Raw genomic sequence first — 15,952 nt, 5'->3', positions numbered from 1 at the left:
CCCTTGCTGGTGCCAAGCAACGGCATCACCCCTAGCCGATCGCCCAATCAGGGAAGATGACGGCGATGACTTCATCTCGGGTGATACCGCGTGCTTTGGCAAACCCGACGTCTGTGGCCCGAGTCAGGTCGAGATTTCATCCGCGAAGTTCAGTAACACAAGGTGCTCACCGAACTGACGGTGCCGCTCGCCAAGGCGCTGTTCGACCGCGATGTGCGGACTACTCTCCGGTTGGAGTCCGCCCGCCAAACGCAACGGGAATTCTCCCAAAGATCAAAAAGCTAACGTCGCCAGTTCATCTTCGAAACGGTGGCCATGGCCTCGTTTCCACGCCACGGTCTCTTTCCTTTTCAGCCGGCTTCCCAAATTTCCTCTTGTGAAGCAGGTTAATATGTATATACATTATATTCAGTGGAGGCGACCTTATGAACGAACTCTCGACCCGCAAGCCGGCATCCGGACTCTGGCGCAACACGCGCCTTGTGACGCTCAGCGAAACCGCCGAAGGTGCTGGCCTCGTCGAGCACGCGGCCGTTGCAGTTGTCGATGGACGCATTGCTTATGTAGGGCCAGAGAACGCACTGCCCGCCGAACTCGCACACAGCCTTGAGGCGACCGATTGCCAAGGCCGGGTAATGACGCCCGCCCTCATCGACTGCCACACCCATCTCGTCCATGGCGGCAACCGTGCCCGCGAGTTCCAGATGCGGCTCGAAGGCGCTACCTATGAAGATATCGCCCGCGCCGGCGGCGGCATCGTTTCGTCGGTGAAGGCGACCAATGCACTGACCGTCGATCAGCTGGTCGAAAGCGCCCTACCGCGCCTCGACACGCTGCTTGCTGAAGGCGTTTCGACCGTCGAGATCAAATCCGGTTACGGGCTGAACATTACGGCCGAACTCAATATGCTGCGCGCCGCCCGCAAGCTCGAAACGCTTCGACCGGTGCGCGTGGTCACCAGCTACCTCGCCGCCCATGCGACGCCTGCGGAATACAAGGGCCGCAACGGCGACTACATCACAGACGTGGTTCTGCCAGGCCTCGACGCGGCCCATGCCGAAGGTTTGGTCGATGCAGTGGATGGGTTCTGCGAAGGCATCGCGTTCTCGACCGCCGAGATCGCTCGTGTCTTCGATCGCGCCAGAGCACTCAGCCTGCCAGTCAAACTCCACGCCGAACAGCTTTCCAACCTCGGCGGCGCTAAGCTCGCGGCGTCATACGGTGCGCTCTCCGCCGACCATCTCGAATATCTCGACGCCGAAGGTGCAGCAGCGCTTGCCAAGGCCGGAACAGTCGCCGTGCTTTTGCCCGGTGCTTTCTATGCGTTGCGTGAAGAGCGTCTGCCGCCGGTTCAGGCACTGCGCGACGCCGGTGCGCGCATCGCAATCGCCACCGACTGCAATCCGGGCACCTCGCCGCTCACCTCGCTGCTCCTCACCATGAACATGTCGGCGACCTTCTTCCGGCTGACCGTTGCCGAATGCCTCGCCGGTGTCACCCGCGAGGCGGCGCGTGCGCTCGGGCTTCTCGGCGAAACCGGCACCATCGAAGTCGGCAAGTCGGCCGACCTCGCACTCTGGAATATCGAAGACCCGGCCGAACTCGTCTACCGCATCGGCTTCAATCCACTTCATACGCGCATCTTTAGGGGCGAAAGGACCGGTCCATGACCATCATTCTGCATCCGGGCTCGGTTCCGCTTGAGGATCTCGAGACCATCTACTGGACCGGCGAACCTGCCCGCCTACACCCATCTTTCGACGCAGGCATCGAAAAGGCCGCCAGGCGCATCGCCGAGATCGTTGCCGGCAATGCGCCGGTCTATGGCATCAACACCGGCTTCGGCAAACTGGCTTCGATCAAGATCGATAGCGCCGATGTCGCCACCCTGCAGCGCAACCTGATCCTGTCGCACTGCTGCGGCGTCGGCCAGCCGCTTGCCGAAAACATCGTCCGCCTGATCCTGTCGCTGAAGCTCGTCTCCCTCGGCCGCGGCGCGTCGGGCGTCCGGCTCGAACTGGTTCGCCTGATCGAAGCGATGCTCGAAAAGGGCGTGATCCCGGTGATACCGGAAAAAGGATCTGTCGGTGCATCCGGCGACCTGGCGCCCCTCGCCCACATGGCCGCCGTCATGATGGGCCACGGTGAAGCATTCTTCGCGGGTGCCCGCCTGTCCGGCGCCGAGGCCCTTGCCAAGGCCGGGCTGACGCCGGTCGTGCTTGCTGCGAAGGAAGGGCTGGCGCTGATCAACGGCACGCAGACCTCCACCGCGCTTGCGCTCGCCGGCCTCTTCCGCGCCCACCGCGCCGCACAGGCAGCCCTTGTCACCGGCGCCATGTCCACCGATGCGGCGATGGGATCTTCGGCCCCGTTCCATCCCGATATTCACACACTTCGCGGCCATCAGGGCCAGATCGACACGGCCGCCGCCCTTCGCGCGCTCCTGTCGGGCTCGGCCATTCGCGAGAGCCATATCGAAGGCGACGAGCGGGTGCAGGATCCCTATTGCATCCGCTGCCAGCCGCAGGTTGACGGCGCTTGCCTCGACCTGTTGCGCTCGGTAGCGCGCGTGCTCGAGATCGAAGCCAATGCCGTCACCGACAACCCGCTGGTGCTTTCCGACAATTCCGTCGTCTCCGGCGGCAACTTCCATGCGGAGCCGGTGGCGTTTGCGGCAGACCAGATCGCGCTTGCCGTCTGCGAGATCGGCGCGATCTCGCAGCGGCGCATTGCGCTTCTTGTCGATCCGGCTTTGTCTTACGGCCTGCCGGCCTTTCTTGCCAAGAAGCCCGGCCTCAACTCCGGCCTGATGATCGCCGAGGTCACATCGGCAGCATTGATGTCGGAAAACAAGCAGCTGTCGCACCCGGCCTCGGTCGACTCCACGCCGACCTCGGCCAACCAGGAAGACCATGTCTCCATGGCCTGCCATGGCGCGCGCCGCCTGCTGCAGATGACCGACAACCTGTTTTCGATTATCGGCATTGAGGCGCTGACGGCGGTACAGGGCGTTGAGTTCCGCGCGCCGCTCGCCACAAGCCCCGAACTTCAGAAGGCTGCCGCAGCCCTGCGTGCCGTCTCGGCGACGATCGAGGAAGACCGTTACCTGGCAGACGATCTGCAGGCTGCCGGCGAACTGGTCGCCTCTGGCACGCTGAATGCCGCGATTTCCAGCGACATTCTGCCGAAACTGGGAGCCTGAGATGAGCGTCTTCGAAGTTCGTCAGGGCACCTCGCCTGTCATTCTCGGCTTTCCGCATACCGGCACGGATGTGCCGGCCGAGATCTGGGAGCGCCTCAACGACACCGGCCGCCTGCTCGCAGACACCGACTGGCACATTCACAAGCTCTACGAAGGGCTGCTGCCTGACGTCACCGTCGTGCGCGCCACCTTCCACCGCTATGTCATCGACGCCAATCGCGACCCGGAGAACGTCAGCCTCTATCCCGGGCAGAATACCACCGGGCTCATTCCCGAAACCGACTTTGACGGGTTGCCGATCTGGAAGGATGGCGCAGCCCCGACCGAGGCCGACACGGCGGAGCGCCTACGCCAATTCCATGCGCCCTATCACGCCGCGTTTCTGGCGGAGATCGAGCGGGTGAAGGCCATCCATGGCATCGCCATCGTATACGACTGCCATTCCATCCGCTCGCATATCCCGTTCCTGTTCGACGGCAAGCTGCCGGACTTGAACATCGGCACGGATATGGGCCGCACCTGCGCGCCTGAAATCGAGAAGGCCGCCGTCGATATCGCCGCTTCGGCCGAGGGCTACACAAGCATTCTCAACGGTCGTTTCAAGGGCGGCTGGACCACCCGGCACTACGGGCGGCCCGAAACCGGCGTGCACGCCATCCAGATGGAACTGGCACAATCGACCCACCTTGCCGCCGAAGAGCCGCCGTTTGCGCTCGACGCGAGCAAGGCAGAACGCCTGCGTGTACCGCTTCGGGCCATCCTTCAACGCATCGAGAACACCGCATTCGACCTTAAAACGCTGACAGGGAGCGAGGCATGAACATGAACAATCCGCGCCACAACATTCGCGACGTGCGCGCCCCGCAGGGCACCACGCTCAACGCCAAGAGCTGGATGACCGAGGCGCCGCTGCGCATGCTGATGAACAACCTCGACCCGAACGTCGCGGAAAACCCGCACGAGCTGGTGGTCTATGGCGGCATCGGCCGCGCCGCCCGTACCTGGGCCGATTTCGACAAGATCGTCGAGACGCTGAAGGACCTGAATGAGGACGAGACACTGTTGGTCCAGTCCGGCAAGCCGGTCGGCGTCTTCCGCACCCACAAGGATGCGCCGCGCGTCCTGATCGCCAACTCCAACCTGGTGCCGCATTGGGCGACCTGGGACCACTTCAACGAGCTGGATAAGAAGGGCCTGGCGATGTATGGCCAGATGACCGCCGGCTCGTGGATCTATATCGGCACGCAGGGCATCGTCCAGGGCACCTATGAAACCTTCGTCGAGGCCGGCCGCCAGCATTATGGCGGCAGCCTGAAGGGCAAGTGGGTGCTGACAGGCGGTCTCGGCGGCATGGGCGGCGCACAGCCGCTGGCAGCCGTCATGGCCGGCGCCTCGTGCCTTGCCGTCGAGTGCAATCCTGATTCGATCGACTTCCGTCTGCGCACCCGCTACGTCGATGAAAAGGCGGAAACGCTCGACGAAGCGATGGAGATGATCGCTCGCTGGACGAAGAACGGCGAAGCCAAGTCCGTCGGCCTGCTCGGCAACACCGCAGAAATCCTGCCGGAAATGGTCCGCCGCGGCATCCGTCCTGACATGGTCACCGACCAGACCTCCGCGCACGATCCAGTTAACGGCTACCTGCCCAAGGGCTGGACCATGGCCGAATGGAAGGCCAAGCGCGAGAGCGATCCGAAGGCTGTCGAAAAAGCTGCGCGCGCTTCCATGCGCGAGCATGTCGAAGCCATGATCGCCTTCCAGGATATGGGCATTCCGACTTTCGACTACGGCAACAACATCCGCCAAGTCGCCAAGGAAGAAGGCCTCGAAAACGCCTTCGCCTTCCCCGGTTTCGTGCCGGCCTATATCCGCCCGCTGTTTTGCCGCGGCATCGGTCCGTTCCGCTGGGCGGCGCTTTCCGGCGACCCGGAAGACATTTACAAGACCGATGCCAAGGTCAAGGAACTGACCCCAGGCAACACCCATCTGCACAACTGGCTCGACATGGCGCGCGAGCGCATCTCGTTCCAGGGCCTGCCGGCGCGCATCTGCTGGGTCGGCCTCGGCGACCGCCACCGCCTGGGCTTGGCCTTCAACGAGATGGTCAGGAACGGCGAACTGAAGGCGCCCGTCGTCATCGGCCGCGACCATCTGGACTCCGGCTCCGTTGCCTCGCCGAACCGCGAGACCGAAGCAATGAAGGACGGCTCCGACGCTGTCTCCGACTGGCCACTCCTCAACGCACTGCTCAACACCGCGTCGGGCGCCACCTGGGTATCGCTGCACCATGGCGGCGGCGTCGGCATGGGCTTTTCGCAGCATTCGGGCGTGGTCATCTGCGCCGATGGCACCGACGATGCAGCCAAGCGGCTTGAACGCGTGCTCTGGAACGACCCGGCGACCGGCGTCATGCGCCACGCCGATGCCGGTTACGACATCGCGCTCGACTGCGCCAAGGACAAGGGCCTGCGCCTGCCGGGCATCCTCGGCAACTGACGAACGACAAGGGGCGCCCGAAAGGCGCCCCTTTCTTTTGAGCAAGATGAACTTTCAGCCATAGGCGGCTGAAATTTCGAATTTTTACGCCGCGGCGTTACCGGCCTTACGATTGCCGTCGAGCACCAGCAAAAGCGCCAGGCCGGCAAGTCCGGCGACACCGCCAAGCAGCGCAGTGCCCGAGTAATTGCTGATCCTCGTGCCCAGTGCAAAAAGTCCGGCGCAAAGCCCGCCGCTCAGGAAGATGTTCACAGCGATCAGAGAACTTCCCAGTCCCGGCCGGTCGGCAATCAACTCCTGAAGATAGCTGATCGGGATGGTAATCAATGCGGCGGCGCCGAAGGCGCTGATCAGACTGAGAGCGTAGATGTGCCACGTGGCCGTCGAGAAGCCGAGCAACACCATATAGCCGATATAGATAACCGTCCCCAGCGCCAAAGCCTTGAACGGAGCAAGGTCCATCTGGATGCGCGCCCACACGAGGATGAAAACGACTTCGAGTAAGGCGACGATGCCGACGATGATGCCTATGTCGGTGACGCTTCCGCCGATCTCGTCGGTCATGATCAACGGCAGAACGGCGCCATTGACGTGAAGGGTCGAGGTGATGGTTGCCACGGCGATCACGCGCAGGAAAATGCGCGGCGCCAGGATCTCCCGGAACGACGTCCAATAGGAAAGCCGCTTGCCCAGCGCCGGATCGGCGCCGCCTTCATTGGGGAGTGAAAAGAAGACGATCAGCAGATTAACGGCACAGCCGAGACAGGCGAGCAGATAGGCGGGCAGCATGCTGTCTCCGCCGGCCAGCGCAAAACCGACCAGTCCGGGGACCAAAACCCATGCGAGCGAGATGGCGGCCCGCGCACCCGTCGTCAGTGATGCCGCATCGTGGCCGCTCATCCGCCGGGCGATGCTGCGCACATTGGCGAAAAGCAGCGTATAGACTGCGCCGTAGATCGGCAGCAGCAACAGGACGCTGACGACAAAACTCGTCTGGTTCGGCATCGCGTAGACAATGCCGTAGCCGACGACGCCGAACAGGATCGCCGACGACATCAGCAGCCGATAGTTGCCGACACGGTCGGCCAGAATGCCGATCGAGACACTGACCACGACATTCACCGTCGAGGCAACGAGGATCAGCAGCGAATAGAGCGCATCGCTGAGGCCAAGCTCGTTGATGCCGACCACCGACTGATAGGGCGAGGTCGCAGCACCGGCGAAACCGAACAGGAAGATCGCCAGCATGCTGACGCGCATGGCCGGGTTGCGCATGGCGCTGAGAAGCGTGGAAGTCATGATGATGCACGTCCGCGAAGGATGCGATTTCTGAAGGAGGGCTTGGCGCCGGCGGATCTCGCCGGCGATTGGATCATGGCAAACCGCTTAGACCGATTCCGCCCACCGCGCCGAGAGCTTTGCCTCGGGCGAAAACGCGAACTCCTCGTCGAAGGGAAAGACGGGGCGCTGACGGTGCAGGCTTGCAAGGCCAGCGATGTCCTGATTGACGACGCCATCGGTCAAGGCCATCAGGTTGGGATTGGCGATCGGGGCCAGTTCCGGTGAAAGATAGCCGGATTTGACCACCAGCAGCCGAACAGTGCCGGGGTCCAGCCCGAGACGGCTGAAATCGGCGATGTTGTGGTAGGGCCGACGTCGCGCTGAAAGCACCACGTCAATCGCGCCGACACGCACCACCGCCTGGCGCTCATTTTCCGGACCGGGGTCGTCAAGCCGCACGACTTCCACCAGCATTTCCGCAACCGGGCTTGCCGGGTCGAGGCTGCCGCCGATCTTCAGCATTAACGTTTCGCCGACACCGGCAGCAAAGCAGGCATCGACTGCGGGACGGTCGGCGATACCGGCGATGAGCGCGCCGCGCCAGCCGCGCGCAAGCAGGGCCTTCAGCACATCCGCCCTGTCACCAACGCCGCCCCCGGTCGGGTTGTCGCCGGAGTCGGCAAGGATGATCGGGGTTGTCGTCGCCTTTTCGGCGATATCGAGCATAGCATCCAGCGGCCCCGTGACCGGACCGAAGCGGAAATTGCGACGTTCCGCCCAGTAGGATGCTGCTATGTCAACGGCTGCCTGCTCCGCGGCGGCCTGGTCGGTCGCGGTAACCACGGCGCAGGCCGTTGCACGCGGCTCGTCCGCCCAGACATAGCCGACCATCAGATTGGCATCGAGCACACCCGGTCGAGCGTCGATGTCGGGCAGCTGCAAATAGAGGCTCTTGGCCGGCTCATCCTCGGTCGAGGTGCATTCTCCCGGCAACAAGACCGGGATTTTCGCCCAGGCGACACCCGGTCGGGTGCCGCTGTGCAGCGCCGAAACGAGCATCGTCCAGGCACGGATCATCGTTTCGCGTGTGTCGATGTGCGGCGCTGTGCGGTAACCTGCAAAGATGTCGATCTGGTCGATGATGCGCTGGCTGACATTGCCGTGCAGATCGTAGCTGGTCGCGAACGGGCAGTCCCGGCCGACGACAGCTCTCGCGGCCGAAATCCAGTCCCCTTCGGCGTCTTCCATGCCGTCGACCTTGATTGCCCCATGCATGGCCAGATAGAGCCCGTCGATCGGCAAGGCCTGCTGCAACCGCTCAAGGAATTCTGCCTTGAAGGCATCATAGGTTGGCCGCGAAACCGGCCCGCCGGGCACGGCACGGGCGTGTATGAGCGGCAGATGCTCGACACCCTCGGCGTCGAGGAAATCGAAATATTCTGCTTCAAGCAGATCGGCGCCGCGCAGGACCCGAAAATCCTCGGGCGCCATCAGGACCGGCGAATAGGTGCTGCACTCCGTGTGGATGCCGCCTACGGCGATGCGCATGAAAGCTCCTGTCACAGTTCTGGGCTCAAGGGGGCGATCGCGGCGAAGCGCTGCCAGTCCTTGGCGGATTTCGGGGTCCATGCGGCCTCGGCAATGGCACAAAGCCTCGGGAAGACCAGGCGGTTGAAATAGCCGCGCGACAGGAAATGCTCCGACCAGATGCAGGCCTGAACGCCCTTCATGCGCGGCTTCAACTCTTCCGGAAACTCCCCTTCAGCCTCGTAGCCATAGGTGTGTGCCGGCGTCGCCGTGCCGGCCCAGCTCGCGCCCGGCTCCTGCCAGGCATCCGCCTGCGCCATATCGAGATAATAGGCCTGCCCGGGCGTCATGACGACATCGTAACCTTCACGCGCAAGCTCGATGCCGACCTCCGGCCGCTCCCAGGCCATAAGCAACGTGCCCTCGGTCGAAACGCCGCCGCCATGGGCGACCTCGTTCCAGCCGGCAAGCTTGCGGCCGCGGGCCGTCAGCATCTGCTTGACCTTCTTCAGGAAGTAGGACTGCAAGGCGAATGTGCCGGAAAGACCTTCCTTCTCCATCAGCTTCTTGGCCAACGGCGAGGCAAGCCACGAACCGTTGGCAACTTCGTCACCACCGATATGGACGTACTGGCTCGGAAACAGCTCAACGATTTCGTCGAGCACTTTTTCGAGGAATTCGTAGGTAAAGTCGATTGCGGGATTGAGGGCGTTGTTCGGATAGCCTTGAACCGAATGGTAGCTTTCCGGCGCCTCCTGGCCATCGGTCAGATCCGGCAGGGCAACCAGCGTCGCGGTGCTATGCCCGGGAATGTCGATCTCGGGGACGATCTCGACGTGAAGCGCCGTGGCCTGCGCCACCAATGTCTTCACATCGTCCTGGCTGTAAAACCCGCCGACCGGCTCGGCGCCGTTGCCGAGTTGCGGCAGCAGCGGTTCATCCGGACCGCGCAGGACACCGAGCGTCGTCAAGGTCGGGAACGCCTTGATCTCGAGCCGCCAGGCCTCGTCATCCGTCAGATGCCAATGGAAGATATTGAGCTTGAACCAGGCGAGAATGTCGATGAGCCGGGAGACATCAGACGTCGGGTAGAATTGCCTGGAGACGTCGAGATGGCAGCCGCGCCAGCCGTAGCGCGGTGCGTCGGAAATCTTGCCCTGCGCCGGAAAGCGGAATTTTTCCGGATGCGTGCGCGCGCCATTCAGCAATTGCGCGAGCGTCGTCAGCGCGTATTGCCGGCCGGCCGCACCGCCATAGGCAAGGCCGATCTCCTTTGTAGAAAAGCTGAGTTCGTAGGCTTCGGGCGCGAGTGCCGTATTCTTTGAAAAGACGATCGCCCGCCCCTGGCTGGAGGCAACAAGGCTAAACGGAGCGTGCCCTTCCGAAAACAGCCGATGAAACAGCGCCAGCACGCTGCCGACTGCCGCAACGTCATCAGGCGTTGCACCGGGTGCCGGGTAGAGCACGACAGGAAAGCTGTCACCGGCCCATGCATCGATCTGCGCCGGCCACGGCTGCATCGAAAACGGCAGGTCAAGCTTGCCTTCGGGCAAACGCGGAGGCGGCGGCTCACTGACCGCATTCTCAAGGAGCAGATCGGAGACGGCAACCGGCACATGCTCACCGCTTGCAAGCGTGAGATAGGCCGACTTCGCACCATCAGTGCAGTGCTTCGCGTTGCGGTGCAGGCCGCTCACCGTAAACGTCCAGCTTTCGCCGGGGGCAAGGGTCAAGCCCGCCGGCGGCGCGAACTCGTGAAAATTCGCATTGCGGCGCAGGAACGTGGCGTTGTCGCAGGCCTCCGGAACGATGACGCGGGTCAGCGAGGTATAGACCAGACGAAAGCCATTAAGCGGCGCTTGCGAAAAATTGAAGAGCGTAAAGGTGAACCGGCCAAATGCGCCGCCATCCGGCTGCCAGGACGCTTCGAGACGATAGGAAACCGGCGTCATGTTCTTCCTCCCAGAAGACTTACAGTCAGTAGTGGCTTGATTGCGAGAAGGTTCGCGCGAGCTCCGCCTGGCCGGCGGTCAGCCCGCAATCGACCGGCAGGCATACGCCCGATATCGCCGCGGCCATCGGACCGGCGAGGAAGTGTACGGCGTTGGCGACATCGTCAGGGTTGACGATGCGCTGCAGCGGATACCAGCGGCGCGCCTCCTCGAAGACCTGAGGATTTGCGGCGGCCCGCACCTCCCATGCCTGCGTTCGCACGGTGCCCGGCGAAACGGCGTTCGAGCGGATACCGAACTTGCCGTATTCCACGGCGATGAGGCGGGTCAGGTGCAGCAGGCCGGCCTTGGCAACGCTGTAGGCCGGATGGCCGAAGACATTCATGCCGTTGACGGAGGCGATGTTGACCACCGACCCGCGGCTTTCCTTCAGCATGTCTTCCACGGCGCGGAAGCACAGGAAGGCTGCCTCGAGGTTTAGAGCATTGTCCATGCGCCAGATATCCGGCGTTGTGTCGTGCAGGCTGACGGCGCGCGCAGCACCGGCATTGTTGACGAGCGTTCGCACGATCCCCTGCTCTCTCGCAGTGGCGGCCAGTTTGTCGACGCTTTTCGCATCCGTCACGTCACAGGCCACCGCGATGAAGCGCTTGCCGTCACCGATCTCGCGCGCAGCCTTCTCTGCAGCGCCGCTGTCGATGTCTGCAAGCAGTACGACCTCATGATCCTCGCCAAGGCGCTTGGCGATTGCGCGGCCGATATCGCCGGCTGCACCGGTGACGATGGCGATGGAGTGCGTCATGCGGGAACCTTTCGCGGCAGGTCAGTCTCCCAACAGCTGGCGGTCGTCACCGTCGCGGTGGGTCACCAGCTGTTGTTTGATGCGCCGAAGTGTGACAGTCGCCTGCGGCTGAACCCGGTAGGCAACGAGACTGGAGAGGATATCGAGCAGCGCCAGATAGGCGATGCGTGTGGAGGTTGGGCGATAGATGTTGTTGCCCTCGGGCAAATCGACGGGAACCGTGATCGTCGCTGCAGCCGCGACCGGGCTGTTGCTCTGGGTCAGCGCAATCGTCGGCACCTTCAGCTCGCGCGCCAGCGTAAAGGCGCGCACCAACTCGGCGTTGCGGCCGGAAAAGGAAGAACCGATCAAAAGGTCGGTCGGACGAGCGGCGGCGGCCATCATCAGCTGCATGCTGTGGTCCGAACTGGCGGTCACGCGCAGGCCGTAGCGAAAGAGCCGGTTCTGCAACTCGCTGGCAATCATCGACGAGTTGCCGCCAGAACCGAAGGCATAGATCATTTCAGCCGTTGCGATCCGCTCGACAGCCTGCTCGATCGCCGCGAGATCGAGAGAGCGATGCAGGAGGAACAGCGCATTTTGCGCCTTGGTGATGATGTCCTGGGCGACATCACCGGTTTCGCGGCTCTTCGGCTCCGGCTTCAAATAGCGCATGCCGATATAGGCGGTGCGCGCCAGTTGCACCTTGAAGTCTGAAAAGCTGTCGCAGCCGAGCCGTCGACAGAAGCGCGTCACAGTGGGGGGAGAAACATCAGCCTTGCCGGCCAACTCGATGATCGACGCATTCACCGCGAACTCGAAGTCATTCAGAAGAATGTCGGCTATCCGGTTCTCAGATTGTGAGAGCCGGCCTTTTTCTTCCTGAAGTGTCGCGAAAATATCCATCGCCTGCTGATGTCCTTAGGGTCTATCAGCCTTCCTTCGGCTTGTAGGCGATGCAGTCGATCTCGACCTTGCAATCAACCATCATCGCCGACTGGACACAGGCCCGGGCCGGTGGATGCGCACCGAAATACTCCTGATAGATCTTGTTGAAAGTCCAGAAGTCACGCGGATCGTCGAGCCAAACGCCGCAACGCACCACATGCTCGGTACCGTATCCGGCCTCTTCCAGAATGGCCAGAAGATTGGCGATCGCCTTGTGCGTCTGCGGAATGATACCGCCCTCGATGATCTCGCCTTTTTCCATCGCGACCTGGCCGGAAACGTGCAGCCAACCGTCCGCCTCCACGGCGCGCGCAAAGGGTAATGGCTTACCGCCCGCACCGACTTGTTCAGTGCCATACCGTTTGATGGTCATGTGTGCCTTCGTGCAAATTATTTTCTTTGATCGTTGACAAATGACCATAGAAAGCTGAATTTGGCCAGAGAAAAACACCATTCATGAAAAGAATTTCAATATAGGGCGAAAACATGCGGGATCCCTTCCTCAATCCGTTCCCCTCCTCCGACACCGCGCGCCATGCCATCTGGGAGATGCTGGTTCCGCGTGACATCGACGCTTTTCTTTCTGCCGATTGGTCGATGGTATCAGGCGATTTTGTCGAAGAGGGCTTCATCGGCATCGACGGACGTCGCCAGACCAATCCCGACGATTGGCGCCTCACCTTTCCCTCGCTTGTCGCCTATCGCGACGAGTGGTTGCGCCAGGCGAAAGACTTCGCTGGGCTTTCTTTCGCCGAAGACACGCGCACCGCAATCTTCACCACGACGACGCTTGAGGACATCGAGGTCAATGGCAACGTCGCGCTCGCGCGCAAGAAGTTTGATGGCGGGTTGAAGAAGTCGGACGGCAGCTTCGACGTGATGCAATGGCAGACCGTTTATTACTGCCGCCTGCACGAGGGACGCTGGAAGATTTCCGGCTTCACCGGCTACCTGCCGAACCCGATGGGATCGGCTTGAACCAGCGACGCACGGGAAAGGCAACGGCATTGCGGATCTTCACAGCGGCGCTTGCGACGGAAACCAACACCTTCTCTCCCATCTGCATAGACCGTCGTGCCTTCGAGGCGTCGCTCTATGCACCACCGGGCGAGCATCCGGAGACGCCGACGCTCTGTACGGCCCCGCTCACGGTCGGCCGCCGCATCGCAGCGGAAAAGGGTTGGACGCTGATCGAGGGTACCGCCACGTGGGCGGATCCGGCCGGCCTCGTCAACCGCCAGACCTATGAGGGTCTGCGCGACGAAATTCTCGATCAATTGCGCGCCGCACTGCCTGTCGATGCCGTTGTCATGGGACTGCACGGCGCCATGGTCGCCGACGGCTACGAGGATCCCGAGGGCGATCTTCTGACCCGCATTCGCGCGATCGTCGGTTCCGACGTTCTCGTCTGCGCTGAACTGGACCCGCACAGCCACCTCACCGCAAAGCGCGTTTCGGCGGCGGACTTCTTCGTCTTTTTCAAAGAGTTTCCGCACACCGACTTCGTCGATCGAGCGGAAGATCTCTGGCGGATCGCCATCGATACGCTTGAAGGCCGCGTCACGCCGGTGATGTCCGTTTTCGACTGCCGCATGATCGACGTCTATCCGACGTCGCGTGAGCCCATGCGCTCGTTCGTCGACAAATTGATACGCATCGAGGCAGAGGATCCGGACGTCCTGTCGCTGTCGGTTGTGCACGGTTTCATGGCCGGCGATGTCCCCGAAATGGGGACGAAGGTGCTTGCCGTGACCAACGGCAAGCCGGAGAAAGGCGAAACGCTGGCACGGGAACTCGGGCTCGAACTCTTTTCGAAGCGCGGAACCTTCATCATGCCGCAGATCGATGAGAAGCAGGCAGTTGCCGAGGCCTTGGCGGCCACCGAAGGCCCGGTCGTAATTGCCGATGTATGGGACAATCCGGGCGGAGGAACAGCGGGCGACGCGACCGTGCTGCTCGAAGAATTGCTGGCGCAAGGCGCGACCAACGCCGCTGTCGGAACGATCTGGGATCCGATGGCCGTACAGATCTGCATGGCCGCCGGCGAAGGGGCTGAAATTCCGCTGCGTTTTGGCGCCAAGTCAGCGCCAGGAACGGGTAACCCGGTCGATGGCATAGTCAAGGTCATCAAACTGGTGCGCAATGCCGAGATGCAGTTCGGCGAGAGTTTTGCGCCCTTCGGTGACGCGGCCCTCATCTCCTATCGCGGTATCGACATCATCCTCAACTCGACGCGAGCGCAAAGCTTCGACCCGAGCCTGTTCTCGGTGATGGGCATCGAACCGCAGGCAAAAAGCATCCTGGTCATCAAATCGACCAACCACTTCTACGCCTCGTTCTCCAAGATCGCCGCACAGATCCTCTATTGCTCGGCCGGCACGCCCTACCCGAACAATCCCGCCAAGACCGCCTATCTGCGCGCGCCCCGGAATATCTGGCCAAAGGTTGCTGATCCGCATGGCCTTGAGAAAGGCGCAGCTTAGTCCCGCTCGCGGCCCTGCTACGGTGGCCACTCGTCAGAGGGGCCCCTTCGACCAAGCCTTGTTCAATTGCATATGAAAAGGCCGCCGTCCCCGATCAGGGACGGCGGCCGATTGCATTGGGAGTGATCGTCAGGCCGCAGCCGGATCGAGCAATTCCATGTCGATGTCGGTAAGCTCCACACGCCGCTCGAGCGCGATACCCGCCTCGTCGAAAAGGTGGCAATCGGCGGCACGAATGCCCGTCAGCACCTGTTCTTCGGGGCGAATGGCCACTGTGCCTGGCAGCATTGCGCAGTAGTTCTCGCCTTCGCCACCGATCGCGGCGTAGGCAACGGTGTGCGCGCCGAGACGCTCGATCACCGTTGGTGTAACGGTCAGAGACAGGTCGCCGGCTCCGAGCAGAATGTGCTCAGGCCGCACGCCTAGCGTCAATGTCCGCCCGACCAGCCCGGCATGCGGCCTCACCGGAACGACGACAGTCTTCCCCTTGTAGTCGACCTCCACGCCGGCATCGCTGACGGCCGTGCAGGTTACTGCCAGGAAGTTCATCTTCGGATTGCCGATGAAACCGGCAACGAAGATGTTGGCAGGCTTGTGGTAGAGTTCGAGCGGTGCGCCTGTCTGGGCGATTTCACCGGCATTGAGGACGACGATCCGGTCCGCCATCGTCATCGCTTCGACCTGGTCGTGCGTGACGTAGATCATCGTGGCCTGCAATTGCCGATGCAGCTTTGCCAGTTCAATGCGCATGTCGGCGCGCAGCGCCGCATCGAGGTTCGAAAGCGGCTCGTCGAACAGAAAGATCTTCGGTTCGCGCACGATCGCCCGGCCGATGGCAACGCGCTGGCGTTGGCCGCCAGACAGCATTCCGGGCTTTTGCTGCAGCCGTTGGTCGAGATGGAGGATGCGCGCTGCATGCTCCACCTTGGCCTTCAGTTTCTCTTCCGGCATCTTTTCTACGCGAAGCGGAAAGGCAATGTTCTCGAAGACGGTCATGTGCGGGTAGAGCGCATAGGATTGGAACACCATGGCGATCCCACGTTTGACCGGCGGCAGGTCGTTGACGCGTTTGCCATCGATCAGGATGTCCCCCGAGCTGGTCTCGTCAAGACCGGCTATCATCCTGAGCAATGTCGACTTGCCGCAACCGGAAGGTCCGACGAAAACGACGAACTCACCGTTTTTGACTTCGAGTTCGATGCCCTTCAGCACCTCGAATGTCCCGTAGAATTTCTGAACCGTATTGAGATTGAGCTGTCCCAAGAAACTGTCTCCGGCCGCC

General features: G+C 62.2%; 13 protein-coding genes. 6 read left to right on the top strand and 7 right to left on the bottom strand.

Annotation, left to right across the window (positions count from 1 at the left end; all coding sequences use genetic code 11):
• The first annotated feature begins 425 nt into the window (after nucleotides 1–425).
• From hutI to hutU, 4 genes are read left to right on the top strand one after another with little or no spacing between them, the layout of a single operon-like run.
• A complete protein-coding gene (gene hutI / locus AC1Q80_RS26390; protein ID WP_492362335.1) occupies nucleotides 426–1,670 on the top strand; it encodes an imidazolonepropionase in 1,245 nt (414 codons plus the stop codon).
• On the top strand, nucleotides 1,667–3,202 hold the full coding sequence (gene hutH, locus AC1Q80_RS26385; protein WP_492362334.1) for a histidine ammonia-lyase: 1,536 nt from the start codon (nucleotides 1,667–1,669) through the stop codon (nucleotides 3,200–3,202). The genes hutI and hutH overlap by 4 nt, the downstream gene beginning before the upstream one ends.
• Nucleotide 3,203: 1 nt before the next feature.
• Nucleotides 3,204–4,022 carry an N-formylglutamate deformylase gene (gene hutG / locus AC1Q80_RS26380; RefSeq protein ID WP_209789969.1) on the top strand — a complete coding sequence of 273 codons (819 nt, stop codon included), beginning with the start codon at nucleotides 3,204–3,206 and terminating at the stop codon, nucleotides 4,020–4,022.
• A gap of 2 nt (nucleotides 4,023–4,024) precedes the next feature.
• Nucleotides 4,025–5,698: a urocanate hydratase gene (gene hutU / locus AC1Q80_RS26375; RefSeq protein ID WP_057218298.1), complete on the top strand. Its 1,674-nt coding sequence runs from the start codon at nucleotides 4,025–4,027 to the stop codon at nucleotides 5,696–5,698.
• Nucleotides 5,699–5,782: 84 nt separating this feature from the next.
• On the opposite strand, the gene AC1Q80_RS26370 is transcribed toward hutU, so the two are convergent.
• The 6 genes from AC1Q80_RS26370 to AC1Q80_RS26345 form a co-directional block, all read right to left on the bottom strand.
• Nucleotides 5,783–6,997, bottom strand: a complete 1,215-nt coding sequence (locus AC1Q80_RS26370) for an MFS transporter (protein ID WP_492362333.1) — start codon at nucleotides 6,995–6,997, stop codon at nucleotides 5,783–5,785.
• Nucleotides 6,998–7,084: 87 nt separating this feature from the next.
• A complete protein-coding gene (locus AC1Q80_RS26365; RefSeq protein ID WP_492362332.1) occupies nucleotides 7,085–8,527 on the bottom strand; it encodes a M81 family metallopeptidase in 1,443 nt (480 codons plus the stop codon).
• 11 nt (nucleotides 8,528–8,538) lie between these two features.
• Complete coding sequence (locus AC1Q80_RS26360) at nucleotides 8,539–10,458, bottom strand: beta-N-acetylhexosaminidase (RefSeq protein WP_492362331.1); 1,920 nt, start codon at nucleotides 10,456–10,458, stop codon at nucleotides 8,539–8,541.
• 25 nt (nucleotides 10,459–10,483) lie between these two features.
• The gene (locus AC1Q80_RS26355; protein ID WP_492362330.1) at nucleotides 10,484–11,260 is read right to left on the bottom strand and encodes an SDR family oxidoreductase; all 777 of its coding nucleotides are present in this window, start codon (nucleotides 11,258–11,260) and stop codon (nucleotides 10,484–10,486) included.
• A gap of 21 nt (nucleotides 11,261–11,281) precedes the next feature.
• Entirely contained in the window at nucleotides 11,282–12,145 is an 864-nt protein-coding gene (locus AC1Q80_RS26350) for a MurR/RpiR family transcriptional regulator (protein ID WP_077501810.1), read from the bottom strand.
• 25 nt (nucleotides 12,146–12,170) lie between these two features.
• Nucleotides 12,171–12,560 (bottom strand): RidA family protein, encoded by a 390-nt coding sequence (locus AC1Q80_RS26345; protein ID WP_173423000.1) that lies wholly within the window; start codon nucleotides 12,558–12,560, stop codon nucleotides 12,171–12,173.
• Nucleotides 12,561–12,673: 113 nt separating this feature from the next.
• On the opposite strand from AC1Q80_RS26345, the gene AC1Q80_RS26340 reads away from it, so the two are divergent.
• Both AC1Q80_RS26340 and AC1Q80_RS26335 read left to right on the top strand, forming a co-directional pair.
• The gene (locus AC1Q80_RS26340) at nucleotides 12,674–13,165 is read left to right on the top strand and encodes a hypothetical protein (protein ID WP_492362329.1); all 492 of its coding nucleotides are present in this window, start codon (nucleotides 12,674–12,676) and stop codon (nucleotides 13,163–13,165) included.
• Nucleotides 13,166–13,194: 29 nt separating this feature from the next.
• Nucleotides 13,195–14,670 (top strand): M81 family metallopeptidase, encoded by a 1,476-nt coding sequence (locus tag AC1Q80_RS26335; protein ID WP_234903101.1) that lies wholly within the window; start codon nucleotides 13,195–13,197, stop codon nucleotides 14,668–14,670.
• A gap of 129 nt (nucleotides 14,671–14,799) precedes the next feature.
• Here AC1Q80_RS26335 and AC1Q80_RS26330 read toward each other — a convergent pair whose 3' ends face one another.
• Nucleotides 14,800–15,933, bottom strand: a complete 1,134-nt coding sequence (locus AC1Q80_RS26330) for an ABC transporter ATP-binding protein (RefSeq protein ID WP_492362328.1) — start codon at nucleotides 15,931–15,933, stop codon at nucleotides 14,800–14,802.
• Nucleotides 15,934–15,952: the final 19 nt, after the last annotated feature.

It is taken from the genome of Ensifer sp. GW823-FHT05D09 (genome assembly GCF_058795755.1).
Note: the sequence above shows the minus strand (reverse complement) of the source record. Positions and strands in the feature narration are given on the sequence as shown.

Excerpts from the sequence above, each read along its gene's own strand:
- hutI (WP_492362335.1), top strand. The coding sequence starts at position 426 with ATGAACGAACTCTCGACCCGCAAGCCGGCATCCGGACTCTGGCGCAAC.
- hutH (WP_492362334.1), top strand. The coding sequence starts at position 1,667 with ATGACCATCATTCTGCATCCGGGCTCGGTTCCGCTTGAGGATCTCGAG.
- hutG (WP_209789969.1), top strand. The coding sequence starts at position 3,204 with ATGAGCGTCTTCGAAGTTCGTCAGGGCACCTCGCCTGTCATTCTCGGC.
- hutU (WP_057218298.1), top strand. The coding sequence starts at position 4,025 with ATGAACAATCCGCGCCACAACATTCGCGACGTGCGCGCCCCGCAGGGC.
- AC1Q80_RS26370 (WP_492362333.1), bottom strand. The coding sequence starts at position 6,997 with ATGACTTCCACGCTTCTCAGCGCCATGCGCAACCCGGCCATGCGCGTC.
- AC1Q80_RS26365 (WP_492362332.1), bottom strand. The coding sequence starts at position 8,527 with ATGCGCATCGCCGTAGGCGGCATCCACACGGAGTGCAGCACCTATTCG.
- AC1Q80_RS26360 (WP_492362331.1), bottom strand. The coding sequence starts at position 10,458 with ATGACGCCGGTTTCCTATCGTCTCGAAGCGTCCTGGCAGCCGGATGGC.
- AC1Q80_RS26355 (WP_492362330.1), bottom strand. The coding sequence starts at position 11,260 with ATGACGCACTCCATCGCCATCGTCACCGGTGCAGCCGGCGATATCGGC.
- AC1Q80_RS26350 (WP_077501810.1), bottom strand. The coding sequence starts at position 12,145 with ATGGATATTTTCGCGACACTTCAGGAAGAAAAAGGCCGGCTCTCACAA.
- AC1Q80_RS26345 (WP_173423000.1), bottom strand. The coding sequence starts at position 12,560 with ATGACCATCAAACGGTATGGCACTGAACAAGTCGGTGCGGGCGGTAAG.
- AC1Q80_RS26340 (WP_492362329.1), top strand. The coding sequence starts at position 12,674 with ATGCGGGATCCCTTCCTCAATCCGTTCCCCTCCTCCGACACCGCGCGC.